This window comes from Tardiphaga sp. 215_C5_N2_1, assembly GCF_052076055.1.
In the GTDB taxonomy this organism is placed as follows: Bacteria; Pseudomonadota; Alphaproteobacteria; order Rhizobiales; family Xanthobacteraceae; genus Tardiphaga; species Tardiphaga robiniae.
Map to the genome: position 1 here is coordinate 4,329,215 of NZ_CP197240.1, position 14,491 is coordinate 4,343,705.

The window sequence follows — 14,491 nt, forward strand, 5'->3', positions numbered from 1 at the left end:
CCGCAGTGCATCGCAACATGGTCAATAACCCGCCAAAAGCAGGCGATCCGGCGCTTTGCCGCCCCCTAAGCCTATGATAGAGAGCGCCCAACCGGGGCAAGTTCCCGTGTCATTTGGAACAATTCTATATGTGGCGACTCCAACCTGGGGTAGCCACCACCATCGATGGACCCAGAAAGCCGGCATGATCCAGGAACAACGCAACAGCTACGCATATGAAGACCTGCTGGCCTGCGGCCGCGGCGAGCTGTTCGGACCCGGCAATGCGCAATTGCCACTGCCGCCGATGCTGATGTTCGACCGCATCACCGAGATCACGGCTGACGGCGGCGAATTCGGCAAGGGTCTCGTGCGCGCTGAACTCGATGTCAATTCGGACCTCTGGTTCTTTGCCTGCCACTTCAAGGGCGATCCGGTCATGCCGGGCTGCCTCGGCCTCGACGCCATGTGGCAGATGGTCGGGTTCTTTCTGGGCTGGTCGGGCGGCATCGGCCCCGGACGTGCGCTCGGGCTCAGCGAGCTGAAGTTTTCCGGCCAGGTTCTCCCGAACGTCAAAAAGGTCGTGTACACCATCGATATCAAGCGCGTGATGCGTTCAAAATTGTGGTTGGGGATTGCCGACGGCTCGCTTTCGGCCGATGGCGAGATTATCTATCGCGCCAAGGACCTGAAGGTCGGCCTGTTCAAGCAGGAAGCACCTGCCGCATTGCAGCCGGGAACGTGATCTACCGGGTGCCATTCAACGGCGGTCTCCGAGGGGGCGACCGCCAGTTCCACAACAACGTAATTCAAAGGGCGAGGCGATCATGAGGCGGGTTGTCGTCACGGGGATGGGCATTGTCTCATCTATCGGAAACAACACTCAGGAAGTGCTTGCGAGCCTCCATGAGGCAAAGTCGGGCATCACGCGCGCCGACAAATACGCAGAGCTTGGTTTCCGTTCGCAGGTGCAGGGCGCACCGACCATCAATCCGGCCGATGTGATCGACCGCCGCGCGATGCGCTTCCTCGGCGAAGGCGCCGCATGGAATCACATCGCCATGGAACAGGCCATCCAGGACTCCGGTCTCGAAGAGTCGGATATCTCGAACGAGCGCACCGGCATCATCATGGGCTCGGGCGGACCTTCCGCACGCACCATCGTCGAAGCCGCGGACATCACGCGAACGAAGGGTCCGAAGCGCGTTGGTCCGTTCGCGGTGCCGAAGGCGATGTCCTCGACCGCTTCTGCGACGCTCGCGACCTGGTTCAAGATCAAGGGTGTGAACTATTCGATCTCCTCCGCCTGCGCGACCTCGAACCATTGCATCGGCAATGCCTACGAGATGATCCAGTGGGGCAAGCAGGACGTCGTTTTTGCCGGCGGCTGCGAGGAACTCGACTGGTCGCTCTCGGTGCTGTTCGACGCCATGGGCGCAATGTCCTCGAAGTATAACGACACACCATCGACAGCCTCGCGTCCCTATGACGTCAGCCGCGACGGCTTCGTCATCGCCGGCGGCGCCGGCGTGGTCGTGGTCGAAGAACTCGAGCACGCGAAAGCACGCGGCGCCAAGATCTATGGCGAAATCATCGGCTACGGCGCCACCTCGGATGGCTACGACATGGTCGCTCCATCCGGCGAAGGCGCAGAGCGTTGCATGAAGATGGCGCTGGCCACCACCGGCGGCATCAAGATCGACTACATCAACCCGCATGCGACGTCGACGCCTGCCGGCGACCCGCCGGAAATGCAGGCGATCCGCAACGTGTTCGGCACTGGCGAGAAATGCCCGCCAATCTCGGCGACCAAGGCCCTCACCGGCCACTCGCTCGGCGCCACCGGCGTGCAGGAAGCAATCTACTCGCTGCTGATGATGCAGAACGGGTTTATCTGCGAGAGCGGCAACATCACCGAACTCGATCCGGTGTTCGCCGACATGCCGATCGTGCGCAAGCGCATCGACAATGTGAAGGTCGGCACCGTGCTGTCGAACTCCTTCGGCTTCGGCGGCACCAACGCCACGCTGGTCTTCAAGCGGATGGACGCATAACGCGATGCCATCACTGATGCAGGGCAAGCGCGGATTGATCATGGGCGTCGCCAATGATCATTCGATCGCGTGGGGAATCGCCAAGGCCCTGCATGCGCAGGGTGCCGAACTGGCTTTCACCTATCAAGGCGATGCGCTTGGCAAGCGCGTCAAGCCGCTGGCGGAATCGCTCAATGCGGATCTGATCCTGCCCTGCGACGTCGAGGACATCGCCAGCGTCGATGCTACGTTCTCTGCGATCAAGGAGAAATGGGGCGGGCTGGATTTCCTGGTTCACGCTATCGGCTTCTCCGACAAGAACGAACTCAAGGGGCGCTACGCCGACACCACGCGTGCGAACTTCTCGCGCACCATGGTGATCTCCTGCTTCTCCTTCACCGAAGTCGCCAAGCGCGCGTCGGAAATCATGAAGCCCGGCAGCGCCATGATCACGCTAACTTTTGGCGGATCGACCCGCGTGATGCCGAACTACAATGTCATGGGCGTTGCCAAGGCCGCTCTCGAAGCCTCGGTGCGTTATCTCGCATCTGACTTTGGCCGGCAGGGCATTCGCGTCAACGCGGTGTCGGCTGGCCCGGTACGCACACTGGCCGGCTCGGGCATCGGCGATTCCCGCGCGATGTTCGCATTCCAGCAGAAGCATTCGCCGCTCGGCCGCGGCGTAACACTGGAAGAACTCGGCGGCACTGCGCTGTATCTGCTGTCGGATCTTTCCGGCGGCGTGACCGGCGAAACGCATTTCGTCGACTCCGGCTACAACATCATCTCGATGCCGCATCCGGATGCGTTGAAGGCAGACGCAAGCGAGTAATTCGCCTTACGTCTTTTCCCCCGATGCAAATTCCATTGCCCGCTGGAAGGCCGGACGAGCGCTGCAACGGTCGAGATAGCGCTCGAACGCCGGGCGCGACGGGACCATCTTGAAATTGCGCACGGCAAAGTTCAGTCCTGAACCGATGGCGATATCGGCGGCAGAGAATTGTGCGCCAAGAATCCATGGACCTTCATCAAGCGCGGCTTCGAGCACATCGAACACGCGCTGCGCATCACCCCAGCCCGCGGCCACCGGATTCAGCTCCATCTTGGTCGCGATCTGTGCGATCGCCGGTTCGATACAGCCCGGCGCAAAGAACAGCCAGTAGAGATACTTCGCACGATGCGAGTCGCCGAGCGGGGGCGCCAGCTTCGCTTCGGGATAGCGCTCGGCCACATAAGCGCAAATCGCCGCAGCCTCGGCCATGGTGGCGTCGCCATCCTGCAAAGCCGGCACCTTGCCCATCGGATTGACGGCGAGGAATTCCAGCGTGCGCTGCGCACCGGTGGAGATATCGGTCAGCACGCGCTCATAGGCGACGCCGGTTTCCTCCATCAGCCAAAGCGCCGTGAATGAGCGCGAGCGCGGCGACCAGTAGAGTTTCATCATCTGGAGATCCTCCGGAGAAACATTTTGCCATTTGTGCGGGGATTCGGAGAAAGCTGCAAGACGCAGAGCGCTCAGACTCTTCGAAACTCTCATCGCCGCGAAAGCGGGATCCAGTAACCGGCAGTGTCAGTGATGACAGTTGAGTATGACGCGGCGCGACAAGAAAAAGCCCCCGCGACATAGTCGCAGGGGCTTTCATATTCACGATGGCGGGCCGAGGTTACTCAGCCGCCTGCAGTATCGGCTTCTCGACAAGATCGAAACGATCCGCGTTCATCACCTTCACCCAAGCCTTGACGAAGTCCTTCACGAACTTCTGCTTGGCGTCGGCGCTTGCATAGACCTCCGCGAAGGCACGCAGCTGCGAGTGCGAACCGAAGACCAGATCGGCGCGTGTACCGGTCCACCTGACTTCGCCGCTCTTGCGATCACGTCCCTCGTACACATTGTTCGAGCCATCGACCGCCTTCCACTCCGTGCTCATGTCGAGCAGGTTGATGAAGAAGTCGTTGGTCAACGTCTCCGGTGTCTTGGTGAAGACACCGCGCACGGACTGCCCGGAATTCGCACCAAGTACTCGCAAGCCGCCGACGAGAACCGTCATTTCCGGAGCAGTCAGCGTCAGCAATTGCGCGCGATCCACCAAAGATACTTCGGCCGGTACGGCCGACGTGGCCTTGAGGTAGTTACGGAAGCCGTCCGCGACCGGTTCCATCACCTCGAAGGATTCCACATCGGTTTGCGCCTGCGAGGCGTCGCCGCGCCCCGGAGAGAACGGAACGGTCACATCCAGGCCAGCATCCTTCGCGGCTTTCTCGACCGCCGCGCTGCCGCCGAGGACGATCAGGTCGGCAAGCGAAACCTGCTTGTCACCAGATTGCGCCGCGTTGAACTCCTTTCGGATTCCATCGAGCACCTGCAACACCTTGGCTAGCTGAGCCGGCTGGTTGACCTCCCAGTCCTTCTGGGGGGCCAGACGGATACGCGCGCCGTTGGCACCGCCACGCTTGTCGCCACCACGGAAGGTGGAGGCCGAAGCCCAGGCCGTGCTGACCAATTCGGACACGGTCAGGCCCGATGCCAGCAGCTTGGCCTTGAGCGCAGAGACGTCGGTGTCGTCGATCACCGGATAGTCAACCGCAGGGATCGGATCCTGCCAGATCAACTCTTCCTTGGGCACTTCCGGACCGAGATAACGCACGCGCGGACCCATGTCGCGATGAGTCAGCTTGAACCAGGCCCGAGCAAAAGCTTCAGCGAAGGCCTGCGGATTCTGCAGGAAGCGGCGTGAGATTTTCTCATAGGCCGGGTCCAGACGCAGGGACAGATCCGTCGTGAGCATGGTCGGCTTGTGCTTCTTCGATGGATCATGCGCGTCGGGGATCACTTCCTCGGCGTCCTTGGCCTCCCACTGGATGGCCCCACCGGGGCTGCGGGTCTGCACCCATTCATACTTGAACAGGTTCTCGAAGAAGAAGTTGCTCCACTGCGCCGGCGTCTGCGTCCAGGTGACCTCAATGCCGCTACCAACGGCGTCTGCACCGGATCCAGTACCGTAGTTGCTCGCCCAGCCAAGACCCTGCGCTTCCAGGCCGGCAGCTTCAGGCTCCGGACCCTTGTGGGACTCAGGCGCAGCGCCATGGGTCTTACCGAAGGTGTGACCGCCGGCGATCAGCGCCACGGTTTCCTCGTCGTTCATCGCCATGCGCTTGAAGGTCTCGCGGATGAAGCTGGCGGCCGCAACCGGATCGCCGCTGGCACCCGGACCTTCCGGATTCACATAGATCAGGCCCATTTCCGTGGCACTGAGCGGAGCTTCGAACTTGTCGAGCGACCGGTGGGACAGCCACGTGGTTTCGGGGCCCCAGTTCACGTCCTGATCAGGCTCCCAGACGTCGGCGCGACCGCCGGCGAAACCGAAGGTGCGAAAACCCATGGTCTCCAGCGCCACGTTGCCGGTCAGGATCAGCAGGTCGGCCCACGAGATCTTGTTGCCGTATTTCTGCTTGATCGGCCACAGGAGGCGGCGTGACTTGTCGATGTTGACGTTGTCCGGCCAGGAATTGAGCGGAGCAAAACGCTGCTGACCGCGACCGCCACCACCGCGGCCATCGCTGAGCCGATAGGTGCCGGCAGCGTGCCACGACATGCGGATGAACTGCGGACCGTAATGTCCGAAATCAGCCGGCCACCAATCCTGCGAATCGGTCATCAGCTTGCGCAGGTCGTTTTTCAACGCCTCGTAATCAAGCTTCTTGAATTCCTCGGCGTAGTTAAACGCATCGCCCATCGGATCGGACAGCGACGAGTGCTGGTGGAGAATCGACAGGTCTAGCTTGTTCGGCCACCAGTCACGATTGGCCCGGGCAGCGGGGGCATGCGCAACGGGGCACTTGCCGGCGCCATTCTCATTCGTCGTGTCCATCAGTCTCTCCTTCTGGCTGTTTGGAATATGAGCCGTCCCAGGCAACACCGACACACCGGATCGCCTTCAAAAACCCGCTCAAATTTTCCAAAAGCTGTCTAATTTCAATTGTCTGCCGAATTCCTCGGCGAGCTTGGCGCTCACCCTAATTGGATTTCGTGACGAGAGATTGGAAGAATTCTTAGATCAGGTCCAGTCGAATTGTCTTCTCTCTCCGATCAGTTTATCTGATGATTCATGATCACGCTCCGCCAACTCCGCTATCTCGCCGCTCTTGCCAAACATGGCCATTTCGGCCGCGCGGCCGAGACCTGCAACGTCACCCAGCCTGCGCTGTCGATGCAGATACGCGATCTCGAACGGACGCTGGGCGTCAAGGTGGTGGAGCGCCGGCCCGGCGAGGTGATGCTGACCGATGTCGGGCGCGAAGTGGCGCGGCGCGGCGAGGACGTGCTGGCGGCCTCGCGCGACCTGGTGGACTTTGCGCGGCATCGCGGTGGACTCCTGACCGGGCGGCTGACGCTCGGCGTGATCCCGTCGCTGGCGCCGTATCTGCTGCCGCGGATCCTGCCGATGCTACAGAAACAGTTTCCGGAATTGCGGCTGGAGCTGCGCGAGACGCAGACCAGGCAACTGGTCGACGATATCAAGTCAGGCGCACTCGATGCCGCGATGCTGGCGCTGCCGCTTGGCGAGCCTGAGATCGATACGGCCAAATTGTTCGACGATCTGTTCCTGCTCGCGGTGCCGGCAGACGATCCCCGTCCGGCCGACAAACGCATCAAGGCGATGGAGATCGACCAGAGCCGACTGATCCTGCTGGAGGACGGCCACTGCCTGCGCGATCAGGCGCTGGCCTTCTGCGCCACCGCAGCGCGCGGCCATCAGTCCGGCGGCAACGGCATGGCCTTCGCTGCGTCCAGCCTCTCCACGGTGATGCAGATGGTCGCCAGCGGCTATGGCGTGACATTGATCCCGCAGATCGCCGCCGACGTCGAACAACGCGACCAGCGCGTCAAATTCCTGCGGTTGGAGAATCCGCAGCCCGGCCGCACCATCGGCCTCGCCTTTCGCCGGACGTCTCCGCGCAAGGCGGACTTCGCCGCATTGGGCGATGTGGTGAAGGACAGCGTTATCGGCTGATCGTGATGGACCACAAAAGAAAACGCACCGGCGCGGCTGCGCCGATGCGTTTCCGGACGAGCGAAGCGATCGCGCCTAGCTCTTCTGCTTGGCGATGACCTTGTCCTTGATGCCGTCATAGGTCTTCTCGGGCACGATCTTCTTCTGCACGAGTTCGTCCTTGCCCTTATACGGACGGCCTTTGACGATGGCCGCCGAATAGGCCTTGCCGATGCCGGGCAGAGCCTCGAGCGCCTCGACACTGGCGGAGTTGAGATCGAGCAGCTCAGCCTTCGGTGCCGGGGCCATCTTCGATTCGCTGGCAGGCGCCATCTTGGATGTGGCAGCCGGGGCCATCTTGCCGGCGGGAGCAGCGGGCTGCGGCGACTGCGCCATCGACGGCGCGGATGCGAGCAGACCCAGAGTGAGAGCGGCAGCGGTCAAAGTAGCAAATTTGAAATGGCGCATCGTGGTGTCCCTCCAAGGACGGTTAAGTAACGCCATCAAGCTAGCTGCGGATTCATGGCGCCGCCATGGCGCGAAAATGAACCGCAGATAAAAGCTGAAGTTTATTTTGGTAGTTAAGCCGGCTTGCTCATGATGAGGATTGCGCTCAGGACCCTGCCTGCAGTGCCTTGTCGATCTCGACTTTCAGCACGCGCTCGTAATTTTCCTGCGTGATGCCACCGACCATCTTGTAGGCGATGCGGCCGTCGCGGCCGACGATGAAGGTTTCGGGCACGCCATAGACACCCCATTCGATCGCGGCGCGGCCGTTGCCGTCGACGCCAACGATGCCGAACGGATTGCCGTAACGACCGAGAAAGCGGCGCGCGTTGTCCGGTGCGTCCTTGTAGTTGATGCCGACCAGTTGCAGCCGTTTGTCCTTGCCGAGTTCTGTCAGCAGCGGTGCCTCCTCGTGGCACGGCACGCACCACGATGCCCAGACATTAACGAGACTGACCTTGCCCTTGAAGGCTGCGGGATCGAGACCCGGTACCGACGCACCGCTATCGGTAAGGCCTTCCAGTGCCGGTAATGTCGTCTGTGGCGCGGCGCGGCCGATCAATGCCGAGGGCAGTTTCGCGGGGTCGGCTCCGAGCCGAAACCAGAACAGCGCCGCGAGCGCGGCAAAGATCAGCAGAGGCAGCGCGAGCATCCAGCGGCGCTTCGGAGTGGCTTGCGTGGTCATGTGAGATCCGTCGCACCACGACCCGAGCGCCGCGCCACGCCGGAGGATTCCAACTCATGCAGCCGCGCGCGGACGCGACGATGATCGATGGCGATCCACACGATGAGGATCAGCACCACCGCTGCGACCAGCGCGTAGGACGTGACGATGAAAGATGCGTAGGGACCAAGCGCCATCACGGGAGTGCCACCGGCTTTGAGGCCTGCAGCATCTGCAGCGCGCGCAGGCGGCGCCGCAGGATCTCGTTACGCATGGCCGCGAGATGCAGCGTGATGAACAGCAGTGAGAATGCCACCGCCATCACCAGCAGGGGAATCAGAAACGACTTGTCGAGCGACGAGCCGCCCATCTTCATCACCGACGCCGGCTGATGCAGCGTATTCCACCAATCGACCGAGAACTTGATGATCGGAATATTGATGGCACCGACCAGCGTCAGCACCGCCGCGGCGCGCGCCGCCCGCGATGGGTCTTCAACAGCACGCCACAGCGCTATCAGGCCGAGATACATCAGAAACAGAATGAGCACCGAAGTCAGTCGGGCGTCCCATTCCCAATAGGTACCCCACATCGGCCGGCCCCACAGCGAACCCGTGACCAATGCGAGAAAGGTGAAGGCCGCGCCGATCGGTGCTGCGGATTTGGCGGCGACGTCGGCGAGCGGATGCCGCCACACCAGCGTGCCCAGCGATGCCACGCTCATGACCCCCCAGACGAACATCGATAGCCAGGCGTTCGGCACATGGATGAACATGATCTTGACGGTAGCACCCTGCTGGTAGTCATCCGGGGCCATGGCCGACTGATACAGGCCGATCGCAAGCAGAATGCCCGTCGCCATCGCCAGCCACGGCAGGATGCGGGTGGCGAGCGACAGGAACCGGGTTGGATTGGCGAGTTCGGTCAGCGTCATGGCATTTCCAATAGTCGCGGCTCTGCCCGGGATCAATGCAACTTATTCTCGTTCAACACGGCTCGCGACGAGTTGACCCAGGTCAATCCAGTGTCTCAGCCTGTCGTGATCCATCCAACTGTCTCAATCCAGTCCATGCCGCAGGCTCGCCGCCGCCGCGAAAGGCCCGATCACGAGGCTCGCCAGCGATAGCGCGCAGAGGATCGAGAATGGCGTCGAGAATGACAACTGTCCGGCGATGGCCGCATTGGAGGCCGCAACGCCGAAAATCAGCACCGGTATCGATAACGGCAACACCAGCACCGCCAGCAAGAGCCCTCCGCGCTGCAGGGTCACCGCCAGCGCGGCCCCGATCATGCCGGTGAAGGTCAGCGCCGGCGTGCCCGCCAACAGCGTCAGGGCGACCGCCAGCGTCGCCGGTCCGTCGAGATTGAGCAGCAGCCCCAGCACTGGCGTCGCGACGATCAGCGGCACGCCCGCGGCCAGCCAGTGCGCAAGAGCCTTGGCGGCGCAGGCGAGTTCCAGTGGCGTCCGGCTCATCAGAATGAGATCCAGCGAGCCATCGTCGTGATCGGCGGTAAACAACCGGTCTAGCGTCAGCAGGCTCGCGAGCAGCGCCCCGAGCCATAGAATCGCCGGCCCCAGTCGTGCCAGCAGCGCTAGATCCGGCCCCAGCGCGAAAGGCATCAGCACGACAACCGTCAGAAAGAACAGCACACCGATCAGCGCCCCGCCGCCGACCCGGACGGCAATACGGATGTCACGGCGAATCAACGCGCCAAGGGCACTCACGCCTCGCCCCCGATGCGCAACTCCCGGGCGGGAATGCCGAGCGGACCATGGGTCGCGGCAATAACCAGTCCGCCCGATGCGAGATGATCCGTCATCAGCCCCGCAAACACTCGCTGGCTGGCGAGATCCAGCGCTGCGGTCGGTTCGTCGAGCAGCCAGATCGGCCGGCGGACGGTCAGGAGACGCGCAATCGACAGCCGGCGACGCTGGCCGGCCGACAAGAAACCCGCGGGCAATGCTGCGGCATGGGAGAGACCTACTGCTGCAATGCACGTGGCTGGATCGGCCGGCGTGCCACCGAGGAAGTCGGCCCAGAAGGTCAGGTTTTCCGTCACCGTCAAAGCCGGCTTCATGGCGTCGCGGTGGCCCAGGTAATGGGCCTGTTCGGCAACGGTCATTTCGCCGTCGCCGCCCTCGAGAGTGATGGAGCCCTCGGCCGGCGCCAGCAGGCCTGCGATCAACCGCAGCAATGAGGTTTTGCCTGCCCCGTTAGGGCCAATGACCGCCACTGCCTTGCCTGCCGTGGCATCGAAATCGAGCCCGGCGAAGACTTCGCGGCCGCCCCGCAGGCATCGTAAATTGCGCCCCGAGAGCCGCATCTTAACCCTTCCATGACCATCTGATTTGGCTCAGAGGTCGCCGCGGCGTTGTTGCATCATTTCGCAGGGCTGCAAACGATTGTCGATATGGCAGCGGTTCTAGAAAGATTCTATAAGTCGGAACTTGATGCAGCACACAATCGGCGCCTGCAAGCAAACCGGCCTTCTCCGCCGACGGTGTCTCGATACCATTTTCCGGGTATCGGTCAACTGAATTGGGACCCCTTCACATGACCTCGCTCGACAGTTTCAAGTGCCAAAAAACCCTCAAGGTGGGCGCTAAAACTTACGTGTACTACAGCCTGCCGCTCGCTGAGAAAAATGGTCTGACAGGCATTTCGAAGCTGCCCTATTCGATGAAGGTCCTGCTCGAGAATCTGCTGCGCAACGAGGACGGCCGCAGCGTCAAGAAGGAAGACATCGTTGCTTTCTCGAAATGGCTGAAGAAGCGCAAGCTCGAGCACGAAATCTCGTTCCGCCCTGCGCGCGTGCTGATGCAGGACTTCACTGGCGTCCCCGCGGTAGTCGATCTTGCGGCCATGCGTAATGCGATGCAGGCGCTGAAGGGCGATCCCAAGAAGATCAACCCGCTGGTCCCGGTCGATCTGGTCATCGACCACTCGGTGATCGTGAACTTCTTCGGTGACAACAAGGCGTTCGGCAAGAACGTCGCCGAAGAGTACAAGCAGAACAAGGAGCGCTACGAGTTCCTGAAGTGGGGCCAGAGCGCGTTCTCGAATTTCTCCGTCGTGCCGCCCGGCACCGGCATCTGCCACCAGGTCAATCTCGAATATCTCGCCCAGACCGTCTGGACGAAGAAGCAGAAGATGACGGTCGGTAAGAAGACCGCCACCTTCGAGGTCGCCTATCCGGACACGCTGGTCGGCACCGACTCGCACACCACCATGGTCAACGGCCTCGCCGTGCTCGGCTGGGGCGTCGGCGGCATCGAGGCGGAAGCCGCGATGCTCGGCCAGCCGCAGTCGATGCTGCTGCCCGACGTGGTCGGCTTCAAGCTGTCGGGCGCACTCAAGGAAGGCGTCACCGCCACCGACCTCGTGCTCACCGTCACCCAGATGCTGCGCAAGCAGGGCGTCGTCGGCAAGTTCGTGGAATTCTACGGCCCCGGCCTCGACGCCATGTCGGTCGCTGACAAGGCGACAATCGGAAATATGGCGCCGGAATATGGCGCGACCTGCGGCTTCTTCCCGGTCGATGCCGCCACCATCGACTATCTGAAAACTTCGGGCCGCAAATCGGCGCGTGTCGCACTGGTTGCCGCTTATGCCAAGGCGCAGGGCCTGTACCGCACCGCCAAGTCGCCCGATCCGGTGTTCACCGAAACGCTGAAGCTCGATCTCGGCGACGTCGTACCCTCGATGGCCGGCCCGAAGCGTCCGGAAGGCCGCGTCGCACTGCCCGCCATCGCCGATGGCTTCTCTGCCGCGCTAACCACCGAATACAAGAAGCCGGATAACCACAACGCGCGCTTCCCCGTCGAGGGCAAGAACTTCGATGTCGGCCATGGCGACGTGGTGATCGCTGCCATCACCTCCTGCACCAACACCTCGAATCCGAGCGTGCTGATCGCCGCCGGCCTGCTGGCACGTAACGCCGTGGCCAAGGGCCTCAAGACCAAGCCGTGGGTGAAGACCTCGCTGGCGCCGGGCTCGCAGGTCGTCGCTGAATATCTCGCCAATTCCGGCTTGCAGCTCGATCTCGACAAGATCGGCTTCAACCTCGTCGGCTTCGGCTGCACCACCTGTATCGGCAATTCCGGCCCGCTGCCGCCGGAGATTTCGAAGTCGATCAACGACAACGGCATCGTTGCCGCAGCGGTTCTTTCGGGCAACCGTAACTTCGAGGGTCGCGTCTCGCCGGACGTGCAGGCAAACTACCTCGCCTCGCCGCCGCTGGTCGTCGCGCACGCACTTGCCGGTACGGTGACCAAGAATCTAGCGGTCGAGCCGATCGGCGAAGGCAAGGATGGCAAGCCGGTGTTCCTGAAAGACATCTGGCCGACCACGAAGGATATCAACGCCTTCATCAAGAAGTACGTGACGTCGACGATCTTCAAGAAGAAGTACGCAAACGTGTTCGACGGCGATGCCAACTGGCGCAAGATCAAGACGGTCGAGAGCGAGACCTACAAGTGGAACATGGGTTCGACCTATGTGCAGAACCCACCCTACTTCGAAGGCATGAAGAAGGAACCGGAGCCGACCACCGACATCATCGACGCGCGCATCCTGGCTCTGTTCGGCGACAAGATCACTACCGACCACATCTCGCCTGCCGGTTCGATCAAGCTCACCTCACCCGCGGGCAAGTATCTGTCGGAGCACCAGGTGCGCCCGGCCGACTTCAACCAGTACGGCACGCGCCGCGGCAACCACGAAGTGATGATGCGCGGCACCTTTGCCAATATCCGCATCAAGAACTTCATGATGCAGGGTGCTGACGGCAACGTGCCGGAAGGCGGCATGACCAAGCACTGGCCCGATGGAGAAGCCATGTCGATCTACGACGCCGCGATGAAGTATCAGGCCGAACAAGTGCCGCTGGTCGTGTTCGGCGGTGCCGAATACGGCAACGGTTCGTCGCGCGACTGGGCTGCGAAGGGCACCCGTCTGCTCGGCGTTCGCGCCGTGATTACCGAAAGCTTCGAACGTATTCATCGATCCAATCTGGTCGGCATGGGCATTCTGCCGCTAACCTTCGAGAACGGCTCATCGTGGAAGAAACTCGGCCTCAAGGGCGACGAGAAGGTCACGATCCGCGGCCTGACCGGCGACATCAAGCCGCGCCAGCAGATGGTGGCGGAAATCGTGTCGGCCGATGGCTCACTCCACAAGGAGACGCTGCTCTGCCGCATCGATACGCTGGACGAGCTCGAATATTACCGCAATGGCGGCATCCTGCATTACGTGCTGCGTCAGCTTGCAGCCTGACGCCCATACGTGGTGTGACGTAGTGCCTCACCGCGAAGTGAGTGGCTAGTGAACAGAAGGCGGCCTATGAAGGGCCGCCTTCTGGCGTTTGAGGGCATGAACGTGTTAGCGACACCAATGTGCGACACCGTCTGTTATGTGTCTCACCTCGAGCGTGGCAAAACCTCATGAAATCCTTTGGCGGCATATCGCAGTGGACCGGCGCGCTCAGCGTGTGCGCCGCCATTGCAGCAAGCGGTAGCGCGCTGGCCCAGCCTAGGGCCGTGGTGGAGCTGTTTACCTCGCAAGGTTGCTCGTCCTGCCCGCCTGCAGACAAGATCATCGGCGACCTCGCCAAAGACCCGTCGGTGATCGCATTGAGCATGCCGATCGACTACTGGGACTACCTGGGCTGGAAGGACACGCTGGCCGACTCGCGTTTCAGCGCGCGGCAGAAGGCCTATTCACAGATGCGCGGCGATCGCGACATCTACACGCCGCAAGTCGTCGTCAACGGCGCCACTCAGGTGATCGGCAGCGATGCCGATCGTATCCAGGGCGCGATCAGCGAAACCAAGAAAGGCACCGTGATGACGGTGCCGGTGTCGATGTCGGTTTCCGGCAAACACGTCAACGTGTCCGTTGCCGCATCGAACAATGCGCCGGATACGGCGCATGGCGAAGTCTGGATCTGTTCCGTGTCGAAGGCAGTGCCGATCACGGTCGGGCGCGGCGAGAATCGCGGCAAGCAACTGACATACTACAATGTCGTCCGGAACTGGCTGAAGGTCGGTGACTGGACCGGCAACGCCGCCAACTGGACGCTGCCGCTGGAGAACATCTCCAGGGATGGTGTCGATGCCGCCGTCGTTTATGTGCAAGACGGCACGCGCGACAAGCCCGGCGCGATGCGCGGCGCGGCCTATACGTCGCTACAGTAAGTCTTCAGATTGATAACTTCGGTAGCTGCTGCGCTTACGCGTGGCATGCCCGCACCATTGTGAGCCCTCGGCGAAGACTGGATTGCTTCGTCGCTTCGCCTATCGCAATGACGCTTGATGG

Annotated in this window: 14 protein-coding genes; 6 read left to right on the top strand and 8 right to left on the bottom strand. The window is 61.8% G+C overall.

Annotation, left to right across the window (positions count from 1 at the left end):
- Positions 1 to 184: 184 nt before the first annotated feature.
- From fabA to fabI, 3 genes are all read left to right on the top strand, one after another.
- Positions 185 to 724, top strand: a complete 540-nt coding sequence (gene fabA / locus AB7828_RS20585; RefSeq protein ID WP_210269351.1) for a bifunctional 3-hydroxydecanoyl-ACP dehydratase/trans-2-decenoyl-ACP isomerase — start codon at positions 185 to 187, stop codon at positions 722 to 724.
- Positions 725 to 806: 82 nt separating this feature from the next.
- Positions 807 to 2,033, top strand: a complete 1,227-nt coding sequence (gene fabB / locus AB7828_RS20590; RefSeq protein WP_068730055.1) for a beta-ketoacyl-ACP synthase I — start codon at positions 807 to 809, stop codon at positions 2,031 to 2,033.
- Between the two features lie 4 nt (positions 2,034 to 2,037).
- Entirely contained in the window at positions 2,038 to 2,844 is an 807-nt protein-coding gene (gene fabI / locus AB7828_RS20595; RefSeq protein WP_089263315.1) for an enoyl-ACP reductase FabI, read from the top strand.
- Between the two features lie 6 nt (positions 2,845 to 2,850).
- On the opposite strand, the gene AB7828_RS20600 is transcribed toward fabI, so the two are convergent.
- Positions 2,851 to 3,456 carry a glutathione S-transferase family protein gene (locus AB7828_RS20600; protein WP_089263313.1) on the bottom strand — a complete coding sequence of 202 codons (606 nt, stop codon included), beginning with the start codon at positions 3,454 to 3,456 and terminating at the stop codon, positions 2,851 to 2,853.
- Between the two features lie 220 nt (positions 3,457 to 3,676).
- Positions 3,677 to 5,881 carry a catalase/peroxidase HPI gene (gene katG / locus AB7828_RS20605; protein ID WP_441231038.1) on the bottom strand — a complete coding sequence of 735 codons (2,205 nt, stop codon included), beginning with the start codon at positions 5,879 to 5,881 and terminating at the stop codon, positions 3,677 to 3,679.
- A 237-nt stretch (positions 5,882 to 6,118) separates the two neighbouring features.
- Between katG and AB7828_RS20610 the strand changes: the two genes are divergently transcribed.
- A complete protein-coding gene (locus tag AB7828_RS20610; protein ID WP_441231039.1) occupies positions 6,119 to 7,024 on the top strand; it encodes a LysR substrate-binding domain-containing protein in 906 nt (301 codons plus the stop codon).
- A 75-nt stretch (positions 7,025 to 7,099) separates the two neighbouring features.
- On the opposite strand, the gene AB7828_RS20615 is transcribed toward AB7828_RS20610, so the two are convergent.
- The 6 genes from AB7828_RS20615 to ccmA all read right to left on the bottom strand — a co-directional run bounded on the left by AB7828_RS20615 (position 7,100) and on the right by ccmA (position 10,499).
- Entirely contained in the window at positions 7,100 to 7,471 is a 372-nt protein-coding gene (locus AB7828_RS20615; RefSeq protein WP_089263307.1) for a ComEA family DNA-binding protein, read from the bottom strand.
- A gap of 145 nt (positions 7,472 to 7,616) precedes the next feature.
- The gene (locus AB7828_RS20620) at positions 7,617 to 8,195 is read right to left on the bottom strand and encodes a DsbE family thiol:disulfide interchange protein (RefSeq protein ID WP_441231040.1); all 579 of its coding nucleotides are present in this window, start codon (positions 8,193 to 8,195) and stop codon (positions 7,617 to 7,619) included.
- Entirely contained in the window at positions 8,192 to 8,371 is a 180-nt protein-coding gene (ccmD, locus tag AB7828_RS20625) for a heme exporter protein CcmD (protein WP_068730071.1), read from the bottom strand. Before ccmD ends, AB7828_RS20620 begins: the two co-directional genes overlap by 4 nt.
- Complete coding sequence (locus AB7828_RS20630) at positions 8,371 to 9,108, bottom strand: heme ABC transporter permease (RefSeq protein ID WP_089263301.1); 738 nt, start codon at positions 9,106 to 9,108, stop codon at positions 8,371 to 8,373. The genes ccmD and AB7828_RS20630 overlap by 1 nt, the downstream gene beginning before the upstream one ends.
- A gap of 123 nt (positions 9,109 to 9,231) precedes the next feature.
- On the bottom strand, positions 9,232 to 9,900 hold the full coding sequence (gene ccmB, locus AB7828_RS20635) for a heme exporter protein CcmB (RefSeq protein WP_089263299.1): 669 nt from the start codon (positions 9,898 to 9,900) through the stop codon (positions 9,232 to 9,234).
- A complete protein-coding gene (ccmA, locus tag AB7828_RS20640) occupies positions 9,897 to 10,499 on the bottom strand; it encodes a heme ABC exporter ATP-binding protein CcmA (protein WP_309941749.1) in 603 nt (200 codons plus the stop codon). The genes ccmB and ccmA overlap by 4 nt, the downstream gene beginning before the upstream one ends.
- Before the next feature lie 230 nt (positions 10,500 to 10,729).
- Here ccmA and acnA point away from each other — a divergent pair, with 230 nt between their 5' ends.
- Together acnA and AB7828_RS20650 are read left to right on the top strand one after the other, a co-directional pair.
- Positions 10,730 to 13,450 (top strand): aconitate hydratase AcnA, encoded by a 2,721-nt coding sequence (gene acnA / locus AB7828_RS20645; RefSeq protein WP_120287614.1) that lies wholly within the window; start codon positions 10,730 to 10,732, stop codon positions 13,448 to 13,450.
- Positions 13,451 to 13,617: 167 nt separating this feature from the next.
- The gene (locus AB7828_RS20650) at positions 13,618 to 14,370 is read left to right on the top strand and encodes a DUF1223 domain-containing protein (RefSeq protein ID WP_441231041.1); all 753 of its coding nucleotides are present in this window, start codon (positions 13,618 to 13,620) and stop codon (positions 14,368 to 14,370) included.
- Positions 14,371 to 14,491 lie beyond the last annotated feature (121 nt).